Annotated in this window: 7 protein-coding genes, 3 tRNA genes and 3 pseudogenes; 6 read left to right on the top strand and 7 right to left on the bottom strand. The window is 70.3% G+C overall.

The features are described 5' to 3' along the window. A pseudogene (locus GUY61_RS25845) lies at positions 1-476 on the top strand (DNA primase); the annotation flags it as partial. A gap of 129 nt (positions 477-605) precedes the next feature. Then, a complete protein-coding gene (locus GUY61_RS25840) occupies positions 606-1919 on the top strand; it encodes an RNA polymerase sigma factor (RefSeq protein ID WP_166632644.1) in 1314 nt (437 codons plus the stop codon). A gap of 51 nt (positions 1920-1970) precedes the next feature. Here GUY61_RS25840 and GUY61_RS25835 read toward each other — a convergent pair whose 3' ends face one another. The 4 genes from GUY61_RS25835 to GUY61_RS25820 form a co-directional block, all read right to left on the bottom strand. Next, positions 1971-3896 carry an ABC transporter ATP-binding protein gene (locus tag GUY61_RS25835; RefSeq protein WP_166632643.1) on the bottom strand — a complete coding sequence of 642 codons (1926 nt, stop codon included), beginning with the start codon at positions 3894-3896 and terminating at the stop codon, positions 1971-1973. After that, positions 3896-5629, bottom strand: a complete 1734-nt coding sequence (locus GUY61_RS25830) for an ABC transporter ATP-binding protein (RefSeq protein ID WP_166632642.1) — start codon at positions 5627-5629, stop codon at positions 3896-3898. The genes GUY61_RS25835 and GUY61_RS25830 overlap by 1 nt, the downstream gene beginning before the upstream one ends. A gap of 438 nt (positions 5630-6067) precedes the next feature. Next, complete coding sequence (locus GUY61_RS25825; RefSeq protein ID WP_166632641.1) at positions 6068-7525, bottom strand: FGGY family carbohydrate kinase; 1458 nt, start codon at positions 7523-7525, stop codon at positions 6068-6070. A 182-nt stretch (positions 7526-7707) separates the two neighbouring features. After that, positions 7708-8007 carry a YtxH domain-containing protein gene (locus GUY61_RS25820; RefSeq protein ID WP_166632640.1) on the bottom strand — a complete coding sequence of 100 codons (300 nt, stop codon included), beginning with the start codon at positions 8005-8007 and terminating at the stop codon, positions 7708-7710. 187 nt (positions 8008-8194) lie between these two features. Here GUY61_RS25820 and GUY61_RS25815 point away from each other — a divergent pair. From GUY61_RS25815 to GUY61_RS25805, 3 genes are all read left to right on the top strand, one after another. Then, a tRNA-Asn gene (locus GUY61_RS25815) sits at positions 8195-8267 on the top strand. 5 nt (positions 8268-8272) lie between these two features. Next, a tRNA-Asn gene (locus tag GUY61_RS25810) sits at positions 8273-8345 on the top strand. A 169-nt stretch (positions 8346-8514) separates the two neighbouring features. Then, positions 8515-8591, top strand: a tRNA-Ile gene (locus tag GUY61_RS25805). A gap of 823 nt (positions 8592-9414) precedes the next feature. Here the strand turns inward: GUY61_RS25805 and GUY61_RS25790 are convergent. The 3 genes and pseudogenes from GUY61_RS25790 to GUY61_RS41935 form a co-directional block, all read right to left on the bottom strand. Continuing rightward, a complete protein-coding gene (locus GUY61_RS25790; RefSeq protein WP_313896854.1) occupies positions 9415-10527 on the bottom strand; it encodes a PP2C family protein-serine/threonine phosphatase in 1113 nt (370 codons plus the stop codon). A gap of 321 nt (positions 10528-10848) precedes the next feature. Next, positions 10849-11076 (bottom strand): annotated as a pseudogene (locus tag GUY61_RS25785) (glycoside hydrolase family 15 protein); the annotation flags it as partial. Between the two features lie 170 nt (positions 11077-11246). Continuing rightward, complete coding sequence (locus GUY61_RS41935; RefSeq protein WP_166632639.1) at positions 11247-11816, bottom strand: zinc-binding dehydrogenase; 570 nt, start codon at positions 11814-11816, stop codon at positions 11247-11249. A 329-nt stretch (positions 11817-12145) separates the two neighbouring features. Here GUY61_RS41935 and GUY61_RS25775 point away from each other — a divergent pair. Further along, positions 12146-12499: pseudogene (locus GUY61_RS25775) on the top strand (hypothetical protein); the annotation flags it as partial.

Genomic DNA, 12499 nt, shown 5'->3' with positions numbered 1-12499 from the left:
CAATCAACCTGCGCAGCCCCGCCCACCGCACCGAGCGCGAACTGCTCAAACTGGCCCTGCAGTATCCGGCGCTGGTCTCCCCGGCCTTCGACGCCTACGGGATCGACGAGTTCACCGCCCCGCCGTACGCTGCCGTCCGCCAGGCCATCGAGGACGCGGGCGGCGCCGCCCAGGGCACCCCCGACTACCTCACCCGGGTCCGCGCCGCCGCACCCAACGACATCGTCCGCGCCCTGATCACCGAACTCGCCGTCGAAGCCGTGCACTCCAGGACCGTCGACGAGACCTACGCCGGCTTCCAGCTCGTCCACGTACGGCTGCGCGCCGTCGACCGCCGTATCCGCGAGGTCCAGGGCAGTCTCGCCCGCCTCGGCTCCTCCGCGGACCCCGGGCACCTCGCCTCGGTCCAGAACGAGCTGTGGGTCCTCCAGCAGTACGCGCAGTCCCTACGCGATCACGGCGCGGCCGCGCTCTGAGCGGCCCGGCCGCATTCCCGGCGGCCCCCTGCAGCGGCGCCCCGGTAACCGGCCGGTCACGCACCGGACTCAAAAAGTCCTCGCACGCCCCTCGTGGCAGCGATGCGTCGTACTCCACACTGGGTGGCGGTGCCTGAGTCCTCGGAGCGCGGCAGGTCTTCTCAACCTGGGCCACTCACCCCCGCGGATCCGCTCATCGTGTACGGGACGGAAGGCGGCTCGGCCGCTGCCGTCCCGCTGCCGTACGACCCCGAACCGGCAGCGATCACCCTGGAGGTCGCCCCCGTGCAGACCCAGACCCTGACCGAGACGGACATCGTCGCGACGGTTCCGCCGCAGCACCATCCCGTGCACCACCCGGAGAACCTGCCGCCGGGCGGGCCCGGCGACGGCGGGGCGGCCGCCGGGCCCCCTGAGCCGGCCGGCACCGTCGAGCCCGTCGAGCCGGGGGAGCCCGGGGAACTCGTGGAGCCTGTCGTGAGCCTCCCGATTCCCGAACTGCCTGGGCCCAGGGCCCCGATCGACACCGCCGGGCCCACATCCGACCTCTTCCGCCAGTATCTGCGGGAGATCGGCAGGATCCCGCTCCTCACGGCCGAGGAGGAGGTCGAGCTGGCGCGCAGCGTCGAGGCGGGCCTGTTCGCCGAGGAGAAGCTGAGCAGCACCCCGGACCCGGACTCACGGCTCGCCCACGATCTCGACAGGCTCGTCGTCATGGGCCGCGTGGCCAAGCGGCGCCTCATCGAGGCGAACCTCCGCCTCGTCGTCTCCGTCGCCAAGCGGTACGTCGGCCGCGGGCTGACCATGCTCGATCTCGTCCAGGAAGGAAACCTGGGCCTGATCAGAGCGGTCGAGAAGTTCGACTACGCCCGCGGCTACAAGTTCTCCACCTACGCCACCTGGTGGATCCGGCAGGCCATGTCGCGCGCCCTCGCAGACCAGGCCCGCACCATCCGGGTGCCCGTCCATGTCGTCGAACTCATCAACCGCGTCGTGCGCGTGCAGCGGCGCATGCTCCAGGAACGCGGCTGCGAGCCGACCCCGGAAGAGGTCGCGCACCACCTCGACCTGCCGCCCGAGCGGGTCGTCGAAGTGCTGCGCCTGGCCCAGGAACCGGTCTCCCTGCACGCTCCGGTCGGGGAGGAGGACGACGTCGCCCTCGGCGACCTCATCGAGGACGGCGACGCCGCCTCGCCCGTCGAATCCGCGGCGTTCCTGCTGTTGCGCGAGCACCTGGAAGCCGTCCTGTCGACCCTCGGCGAACGGGAGCGGAAGGTCGTCCAGCTGCGTTACGGCCTCGCCGACGGCCGCCCCCGGACCCTGGAGGACATAGGACGGATCTTCGGAGTGACGCGCGAACGCATCCGCCAGATCGAGTCCAAGACCCTCAACAAGCTCCGGGACCACGCCTTCGCCGACCAGCTACGCGGCTACCTGGACTGAGACCCGCCGGACCCGTGGACCGGGCCCGGCGGCTCGCGGCCGGGTCGGGGATCAGTCCACCTCCGCCACCGCCTGCGCGAACTGGGCCTGGTAGAGCCTGGCGTACGCACCACCGGCCGTCAGCAGCGAGTCGTGCGTGCCCTGTTCCACGATGGAGCCGTTCTCCATCACCAGAATCACGTCGGCGTCCCTGATCGTGGACAGCCGGTGCGCGATGACGAAGCTCGTACGGCCATGGGCGAGGCGGGCCATCGCCTTCTGGATGAGCACCTCCGTGCGGGTGTCCACCGAGCTGGTCGCCTCGTCGAGGACGAGGATCACCGGGTCGGACAGGAAGGCACGGGCGATTGTGATCAGTTGCTTCTCGCCCGCGCTGACACCCGCGCCCTCGTCGTCGAGGACGGTGTCGTAGCCGTGGGGCAGCGTCCGGATGAACCGGTCGGCGTGCGCGGCGCGCGCCGCCTCCTCGATCTCCTCCCGGCCGGCGTCCTCCGGGGCACCGTAGGCGATGTTCTCCGCGATCGTGCCGCCGAACAGCCAGGTGTCCTGGAGCACCATGCCGATGCGGGAGCGCAGTTCGTCGCGGGACATCCGCGCGATGTCCACGCCGTCCAGCGTGATCCGGCCGCCCGACACCTCGTAGAACCGCATCAGCAGGTTGACCAGCGTGGTCTTGCCCGCGCCGGTCGGGCCGACGATCGCGACCGTGTGGCCCGGCTCGACGCTCAGGGACAGGTCCTCGATGAGCGGCTTCTCCGGCTCGTAGCGGAAGGAGACGTGCTCCAGCCCGACCCGGCCGCGCGGCTGCGCGGCACGCTCACCGGCCGCCGGGTCCGGCGACTGCTCCTCGGCGTCCAGCAGCTCGAAGATCCGCTCCGCGGAGGCCACCCCGGACTGCACCAGGTTCGCCATCGACGCGACCTGCGTCAGCGGCATCGAGAACTGCCGCGAGTACTGGATGAAGGCCTGCACATCGCCGATCGACAGGGCGCCCGTCGCCACCCGCAGCCCGCCGACGACGGCCACCAGCACGTAGTTCAGGTTGGAGACGAAGAACATCAGCGGCTGCATGATCCCGCTGATGAACTGGGCCCGGAACCCGGCCTGGTAGAGCGCTTCGTTCTGTTCGGCGAAAGCCTCCGCCGACTGCTGCTGGCGGCCGAAGACCTTCACCAGGGTGTGCCCGGTGTACATCTCCTCGATGTGCGCGTTCAGCCGGCCCGTGGACCTCCACTGCTGCACGAACTCCGGCTGCGCCCGCTTGCCGACGCGGGTCGCGACCACCGCGGACAGCGGAACCGTCAGCAGCGCGACCAGGGCCAGCAGCGGCGAGATCCAGAACATCATCACCAGCACCCCGATGATGGTCAGCAGCGAGTTGAGGAGCTGCCCCACCGTCTGCTGCAGCGTCTGGCCGATGTTGTCCATGTCGTTGGTGGCCCTGCTGAGCACCTCACCGCGCTTGGCACGGTCGAAGTACGACAGCGGAAGCCGCGACAGCTTCGCCTGGACGTCCTCCCGCATCCGGTACACGGTCCGGTTGATGGCGCGGTTGGACAGCCGGGTGGTGACCAGCATCATCAGCCCGGCCACCACGAAGATCACCAGCGCCAGCAGCAGCACCCCGCCGACGGCGTCGAAGTCGATGCCCCGGCCCGGGGTGAAGTCCGTCCCCGACAGCATGTCGGCGACGTCGTCGTCGCCCCGTGCCCGCATGTCGCGGAGCACCTGCTCCTTGGTGACGCCGTCCGGCAGCCGCCGGCCGACGATCCCGGCGAAGATCAGATCGGTGGCGTTGCCGAGGATCTTCGGCCCGACCACCGACAGAGCCACGCTGGTCATTACCGCCGCCAGCATCCCGTACAGCGTCATCCGCTCGGGGCCGAAGCGCGCCAGCAGCCGCTTGCCGGACCCCTTGAAGTCCAGCGACCGCTGATCGGGGCCTCCGGCCATGAACCGTCCCCCAGGACCGGCCATTACGCAGCCTCCGCTTCCGTCAGCTGGGAGAGCACGATCTCCCGGTAGGTCTCGTTGCTCTCCATCAGCTCCGGATGGGTGCCCGTCCCGACGACGCGGCCCTCGTCCAGGACCACGATCCGGTCGGCGTCACGGATGGTGGACACCCGCTGGGCCACGATCACCACGGTGGCGTCGGAGGTCTCGCGGGACAGCGCCGCCCGCAGCGCCGCGTCCGTGGCGTAGTCCAGGGCGGAGAAGGAGTCGTCGAAGAGATAGATCTCGGGGCGCTGCACCAGCGTCCTGGCGATCGCGAGCCGCTGCCGCTGCCCGCCCGACACATTGGTGCCGCCCTGAGCGATCGGCGCGTCCAGCCCGCCCTCCAGGTTCTCCACGAACTCCCTGGCCTGCGCGACCTCCAGGGCCTGCCACAGCTCCTCCGCCGTCGCCTCCGGCCGGCCGTACCGCAGGTTGGTCGCGACCGTCCCGGAGAAGAGATACGGCCGCTGCGGCACGAGCCCCACGACGCGCGCCAGCGTCTCGGGCCCCACCCGGCGCACGTCCACGCCGTCGACCAGCACCTCGCCGCCCGTCACGTCGAAGAGCCGCGGCACCAGGCCGAGCAGGGTCGACTTGCCGCTGCCGGTCGACCCGATGACGGCCGTGGTCTCACCGGGGCGCGCCACCAGGTCCACACCCCGCAGCACCGGCTCCTCCGCGCCCGGGTAGGCGAAGTCCGCCCCCCGGACCTCCAGGTGACCGCGCCGGGCCGGCAGCGTCACCGGCACCGCGGGCGGCACGACGCTGGACTCGGTGTCCAGCACCTCCTCTATCCGCTCGGCGCAGACCTCGGCGCGCGGCACCATCATGAACATGAACGTGGCCATCATCACGGCCATCACGATCTGCATCAGGTAGGCGAGGAACGCGGTCAGCGCGCCGATCTCCATACCACCGCTGTCGATGCGCTGTGCGCCGAACCACACCACGGCGATGCTGGAGAGGTTCACCACCGTCATCACGGTGGGGAACATCAGCGCCATCAGCCGCCCTGTGGACAGTGAGACGTCCGTCAGCTCGAGGTTCGCCCGCTTGAAGCGCTCCCTCTCGTACCCGTCCTTGACGAACGCGCGGATCACGCGATTGCCCGTGATCTGCTCGCGCAGCACCCGGTTCACCGTGTCGAGCCGCACCTGCATGGTGCGGAACAGGGGCCGCATCCGCCGCACGATCAGCGAGACGGCGATCCCGAGCACCGGCACCACGGCGAGCAGAACCCCGGACAGCGGCACGTCCTGCCCCAGCGCCATGACGATGCCGCCGACGCACATGATGGGCGCCGAGACCATCAGCGTGAACGCCATCAGGACCAGCATCTGCACCTGCTGGACGTCATTGGTGGTGCGTGTGATCAGCGAGGGTGCCCCGAACTTCCCCATCTCACGCGCGGAGAAGCTCTGCACACGGTCGAAGACCGCTGCCCGCACGTCCCGGCCCAGCGACGCGGCGGTCCGCGCGCCGAAGTACACGGCGCCGACGTTGGCGGCGACCTGGACCAGGCTGATCCCGACCATGAGGCCGCCGAACCGCAGGATGTAGCCCGAATCCCCGCGCACGACACCGTTGTCGATGATGTCGGCGTTCAGGGAGGGCAGGTACAGCGTGGCGCAGGTCTGCAGGAACTGCAGGAGCACCAGGAGGGAGATGGGTTTTCGGTAGGGACGCAGATGGGTCCGCAGAAGTCTTAGGAGCACGCGAGGTCTCTCGGAGTCGTCGGGAAGGGTAGTCGGGAAGATCGGGCGGTGCACCTCATCTTCCGATACTCCGGCGCCGGAGCTTCAGGACTTTTCCACAAGGACCGGCACCGGGTAGGTAAAGATGACCGGTGAAGGGGGCCTCGTGCCGGAATCCGGGTGATCCATGTCCATGCCGGGGAGGCTTCCACCTCAACCGGAGCTGAGGTCAAGCCGTCCGGTTCCCGCCCCGGGGCTCAAGCCGTTCGGTTCCCGCCGGGGTCGGGCCGACCCGCGCCAGGCCGGGCGCGTGCCGGTCACCGAGTGCGGACCCGCTCCCCGTGCCGAGGCCGGTCCGGTGCCGCTCCGCGCACCGCCCGATCCCGCCTCGCGCCCGCCGAGCCCTCGTCGTACCGCCCGAGCACCCCCGCGCCCGCCGCGTCAGAGGTCCGCGTCTCCTCAGAGATCCGCGCCTCCGAACGCCCCCGGGTGCGTCTGCTCCCGCACGGCGATGTACTGCTGCCGCACCGCCTGCCCCACCGCGAGTTCCTCGCCGTCGCCCGGCTCGAAGACCTGGCACGCGGCACCCTGCCAGGTGGGCGGCGCCGCAGGTGACAGCATGCCCTGGGTGACCCCCAGCGCCCACGCCGCCTGCCGGGCCGCGCCCAGCGCCGCGTAGTCCGCCGGCTGGGGCACGACGACCTGCGCGCCGAACAGTCCGGGAGCCGACGCCTGCACGGCCGGAAGATCCGCGGCGGGCCCCAGCAGGAAGACCCGGCGCACCTCCACCCCGCGCCTGCGGAGCACGTCCAGCGCGTCTGCCAGGGAGCAGAGCATCCCCTCGAACGCCGCCCGCGCCAGGTGCTCCGGCTTCATCGACTCGCGCCGCAGCCCAGCCAGCGTGCCCGCGGTGTGCGGCAGCTGCGGAGTGCGTTCACCCTCCAGATAGGGGAGCAGCACCAGACCGTACGACCCCGGAGTCGACTTCAGCGCGAGCGCCGACAGTCCCTCCAGGTCGGTCGAGAGCAGATCGGCGGTGCCGCGCAGCGCCCGTACAGCGTTCAGTGTGGTCACCACCGGCAGATGCAGCCCCGTCGCGTCGGCGAAGGAGGTGATCGTGCCGCTGCGATCGGTGAGTGCCTCGTGGTGCACCGCCATCACGGAGCCCGAGGCGCCCAGCGACACCACCACGTCGCCGGGGCCGAGCCCCAGCCCCAGCGCCGCCGCCATCGTCTCGCCCGTACCGGCCGAGATCAGCAGGCCCTCGGGGGTCGTCCCCGCGGCCTCGCCGGGGGCCAGTACCTCCGGCAGCGCCACCCGATGGCCCAGCGCCAGCTCGACGAGATCGGGGCGGTACTGCCCCGTCGCGGCCGACCAGTACCCCGTGCCCGAGGCCCCGCCCCGGTCCGTCGTACGCCTGGCGGGCCGCCCGAGCAGCTGCCACACGAGCCAGTCGTGCGGCTGGAGCACCATGGCCACGCGCCGCGCCGCCTCGGGCTCGGTCGCCGCCAGCCAGCGCAGCTTCGAGATCACCATGCCGGGCTGCGGGACGGATCCCACCGCCTCGGCCCAGGCCCCTCGGCCGCCCATCGAGTCCACCAGGTCCGCCGCGGCGATCTGCGCCCGCTTGTCGTTCCCGTACATGGCCGGGCGCACCGGCGTCCCCTCCGCGTCCAGCGCCACGAGACCGTGCTGCTGTGCGGAGACGCCGATGGCCTGCACCCCCTCCAGCAGGCCGCCGGAGGCGGCCTCGCCGAGGGAGAGCAGCCAGGCCTGCGGGTCGATGTCGTTGCGTTTGCCCTCGGCATCACCGGGATGCGCGGCGAAACCCTGCCGCAGCACGGCTCCGGTCTCCGCGTCACAGACCACGATGCGAGTGAACTCGGACGAACTGTCCAGCCCGGCGACTATCCCCATGCTCCGAATTGTGCCGCAAACCGCAGCGACCGGTTCCCCACCGGTAACCGGCGCCGGGGGAGAGCCGGGCAGAACCGGCCCGGGCCCGTCCGAAGTGGACGGGCCCGGGCCGGTTCACGGGGCCGGTGACCGGAGACGGCGCCGGGGCGCCGTCCTGCCGCCGCCCCGGCATGCCGCCGCGCCTAGGTATTGCTCGTGCCCCAGTCGTCCTGGCCGCTCTGGCCGCGCTCGCGCAGCGTCCGCACCCGCTCCGCGACCGAGTCGGGAAACCTGTCACCGACCTTGTCGCTCACGGTCGAGAAGGCCTTGCCCGCGATCTGCCGGCCGTTCAGCGCCGCGGTCTCGGCGGCATTGCGCACGGCGGGATTCCGGGCGATCTCCCGGGCGGTCTTCCTCAGCTGCTCGTAACGCTCCCGGCCGGCCCGCGTACCGAGCACGTACCCCACGACCAGTCCTGCGACGAACGTGAGCCGGTACCGCATCCGCTCCACCTTCTCCCTCTGTGTGGTCCTGTGCGCTCCGTGCCTGGCCGCCTACCCGCGGACTGCGCTGATCACCCCGGGGAACCGATTGGCGGAGCACCCCCCTGCTTGCGCTAATGTATGTGTCGCAGCGGACGGCCGCCGCCCGGCAGACCCGGCGGAGGTACGTTCGATGCACACGCAGCAATCCCCTGTAGCTCAATTGGCAGAGCAGCCGGCTGTTAACCGGCAGGTTACTGGTTCGAGTCCAGTCGGGGGAGCGCGATCCCCTGTAGCTCAATTGGCAGAGCATTCGGCTGTTAACCGGAGGGTTGCTGGTTCGAGTCCAGCCGGGGGAGCGGAAGAGAAACGGACCCCTTGTGGGTCCCTTTTCTTTGCCGGTGGAACCGGCCCGCGCGGCCCGCAGTCTTCAAGGTCACGCGAAGCCGACCATCCCAAGCAGCAGATCGTATGAGCGGCTATGCTGCGGCAGACGGCGCGCACAAATGTGCGCGGCGCGCCGTTGACGGGGCGGTAGCTCAGCCGGTTAGAGCAGCGGACTCATAATCCGTCGGCCGTGGGTTCGAGTCCCACCCGCCCCACCAACACAGGCCTCTGACCTGCGGAAACGTTCCTCGTGAGGTGTCGGAGCGTCAACTGTCGCTCAGCGGACTGAATCCGCTGCTCACGACTTCGGAGCGGGGTGAGGATCTTGCTCTCTCGCCGGTCAGACGTCGCGCTGACCTGTGGGAATGCTGACGAGCGGAGCTTAAGTCGACGAGCCGGCAGCATCTCCTCGACCTCATTTTCATGATCGTGGGGACGTGTTGGGGACGCGGGGTTTCGGTGGGGTCCGTCGGCCCCCGTCCGCAGGCTTTTCGTTCGACGTCCGGAAGGTCTCCGGCCGGGACTGCCTACCGGATTCGACCACAGCTTCGAGGAGCCTGATCGCACCAGCACCGGGACGTGAGGGGCTGGTGCGCGCGGACGGAAACTGCCCGAACTGAAACGGCCCAGGTGTGCGATGAGTGGCTCGACCGCGGGGCCGCCGTCGCTCATGCTGTGATGCGGTCCCCCAGAGGCATGGCGCGCCGACGCCGGTGGCGAGGGTGCCCAGCAGGATCCTGAGCGCGGTTTCGGGTAGGAACGGTTGGAGGCGGGCGCCGAGGTAGCCGGGAGTTCTCGACTTCGGTGGTCGTGGTCAGCGAGCCACCGACGAAGATCGCGTCGCCGAAGACGAGCAGCTTGAGCTCGGCGCGGCCCACAGGCTCACGTCGGCCCAGGCGCGTTCCAAGTCCCATGCGGCGAGGGGGGCCTGAGACCGGCATCGCCAGCGCGGTGCGCGACAAGAAGGTGATCACTACCATCACGGACCCGACCGCCCACCCGTCCCCGGCAAGCTGGTTCACCGCTCGGCTGCCTTCGTCCTCAGCGGTTCGAGGAAGGAGACGCCGTGCTCGACGTGTGTAGGCTGCCGGCGGTGTCCTCGTCGAGCCGGTCGACGAGGATCATCGCCACGTCGTCCGTCAAGCGGCCTCCGGTATGGCGGATCAACGCCTGGTGCAGTTCCTCCAGGAACTCCCGCGGGGTGGTGCTCGCCCCTACCCTCTCCATGGTCTCCGGCAGGGGGAAGAAGTCGTTGTCGCGATTGCGGGCTTCGATCACGCCGTCGGTGTACAGGAGCAGACGGTCGCCGCGTACGAACGGAAAGCTCTCGGCCTTGGCGGTGAGGTCGTCCACGAGGTCTTCCAGACCCAGCGGCGGCAGTGGCGTGTCGGGCATCAGGGTCTGAACGCTGCCCCGGTGCAGCACCAGCGGAGGCGGATGGCCACGGTTGACCACGAGCACCACCTGTTCGTCCGGCACCTGGGCCACGAGGGTGGTGATGAATCCCTCCGTCAGAACTTCTTGAGAGTACGTACCGGGCACGGCCGTCTCCCGTCGCAGCGAGGCCTCGCAGCAGTGCATGACCTCCGTTAGATCGTCCTCGTAGTGCGCGGACACCCGGAACGCGCCCAGGGTCACCGCGACCGCGCGCATGGCGGTCAGCCCCTTGCCCCTCACGTCCCCCACGATCAGCCGGACGCCGTACGGCGTCTGCACGGCCTCGTACAGATCACCGCCGACCAGCGCACCTGTCCCCGCAGCGAGGCTCAGGCTGGCGGCCCGGACCGGGCCCAGCCGCTCGGGGACGGGCCGCAGGACGACCTCCTGCGCCGCCACAGCGATCCGGCGGACCTGGTCGAGCTCGCACTGTCTGCGCGTACGCATGGCGTTGCTCAGGATGACACTGGCCACGGACACCACGAACAGCCCCAGGAAGTTCCCGGTGATCAGCTGGGTCAGTGTCCCCCACGAGTGGTTGTAGGTCGCGGACGCCGCGTTCACACCCGCGGCGAGGACCGCCGTGGACAGCGTGCCCATCGGCCCCATCGTCAGCGCGGCCAGCGCCGGCGTCGTGGTGAGTACGGGACCGGTGACCAGATAGTGCGCGGGCGAGAACTCGATGCCCAACACGGCCAGCACGATCGCGAAGGGCACACACTGCCCCAGTCTGAACGGAACCCCGCCGTGACCGCCCGCTCCTGGTCGAGTGGACGCTCCGGGCCGCACAGAGGGGCGGAGGCGGGAACCCATAGGTACAGCCTGCCTCGCCGGAAGGGAGCGTTCCACCCCTCGGTCCGTGCCGGTCTCCCGGATCAGTGGACCGGAGACCGGTGAACGCGTCCGCGCGCGCCGTCCCAGCTGCCTTTGGGCCTGCCCAGCCCGTGGAGCGCGGCGACCGTCGGGGCCACGTCCGTCGTGCGAGCTGGGGCGGTCGCTCACCGGCCGCGTCCGTACGACGCCCGCGCCGCCCGACTCGATGAAGGCGCCGGCCGCCTCGGTGAACCCGAGCCTGAGCAGCGCGTAGAGCGAGAGGGCGGCATCGCGCATCCATGCGTAGCGGTGGTCCCAGTTGCGTGTGCCACCGAGCTCCTCAGGCAGGCTGGTGGTGGGGGCGGCTACGATCGCGCCGGTGGGTGCTTAGGCGAGCAGCTTGAGCGTGAGTGCCGAGCGGTGCACCGTCTCGCGTCGGCGCCCGCTCCGTCGGTGCCGACGAACGCGACGGTGCGCAGGTCGCCGATCAGGCCGTGCTCGGCGATGGGAAGGTAGCGCGCCCGCGGTGCCCCTCGAGCTCCACCGGACACGACCCCGTCCACTCCGACCAGCAGGGCCGTCGCGCACCATCGGCGAGCGTCCTCCTCGACTTCGGTCGCGGCTCATGGCACGAGCACGAGCTTTCCCTTCGCGGCAGTGTGCTCAAGCATTTCGTGCGCGCGACGGGCATCGGACAGAGGCAGGCGCTCGGCCACGACCGGGTGGATCCTGTACTCACGGAGCAGCCCGACCAGCGCGCGGAAGTCCGCCCGGAACTGGTTCGGGTCGCGGGGACCTCCACCCACGGGAAGCGCAGGGTGACCTCCTGCCACGGGAAGCACTTGGCGGTGATGGCCGTGCAGTCCCTGAATCCGGTAGGCGAGCGCCCGTCGGGACGAGAACAGGCTCCAGAGCCAAACGGTCCCGGTCGCCGCGTACCACTCCGCCCACGCCCGCCAGCTCTTGTGCCCGTGCTCGAGCGTGGCGTAGTGGCCGTGCTCGACTGAGCAGGCCGACGAGTGGACGCACGAGCTGTATGCCACAGTGCAGACCTGGGTGGAGCACCGAGGGTGCGTGCGAAGCTGAGGAGCAACGACCGGGCCGGGCTGACAGCGGGTCCCTGATTCCCTGGAGACGTCGCGCCGATCCTCCGGGGCCGCATTACTGGACCTGATTGGGTCCCAGCAGGGCATCACTGTCCCAAGACGCTGCAATGGTTGGTGCCGGCCGTCGCGCGGTCGTGCATTGGGCGCTACGGGTTAGCTCCCGGCGCGTTGCGAAACAGTCGCCCGATCTGCCGGTGATGATCGTGCCGCTGGTCCGCGTTTGCCCCGAGGGCAGACGACCTCACGTCATCCAGCCGCAATATGCCTCGAGTGGCGATTACCCCTTGCGACGCAGGGCGGCTCGGGTGCGGCGGAAACAGGAGAACTGGAATATGGCTTTTTCACGGAATTCTGTGCCTCCAGGTCATGGTCGACGGCGTATGCGGGGCCTGACCGCGGGCACCTTGGCCACTGGGATGTCCCTGGCTCTCGTGCCGCTCATGGCCGGCCCCGCCGCCGCGCAGGAGCCCTGCGCGCGCACCGGTACCCGGGTCCAGTGCACGTTCGACTACACCGGCGCGCTTCAGACCTTCACCGTCCCTGGCGGGGTGAGGCAACTGTATGTGGACGCCCTTGGTGCCTCCGGAGGCGAGGGCGGCTCCTACAACTCAGGTCCCGGAGGGGCCGGAGGGAAAGGCGCCCAGGTCAAAGGCACCCTGACCGTCAGGCCGAGCGAGGTGCTGTGGATCCTTGTCGGCGGGAAGGGCGGCGACGCGGATGGGCGCATGGGCGGCGCTGGCGGCACCTACGGCGGGGGCGCCGGTGGCGAT

The organism is Streptomyces sp. GC420 (assembly GCF_009916105.1).
In the GTDB taxonomy this organism is placed as follows: domain Bacteria; phylum Actinomycetota; class Actinomycetes; order Streptomycetales; family Streptomycetaceae; genus Streptomyces.
This window is presented reverse-complemented; position numbering and strand designations above follow the sequence as displayed.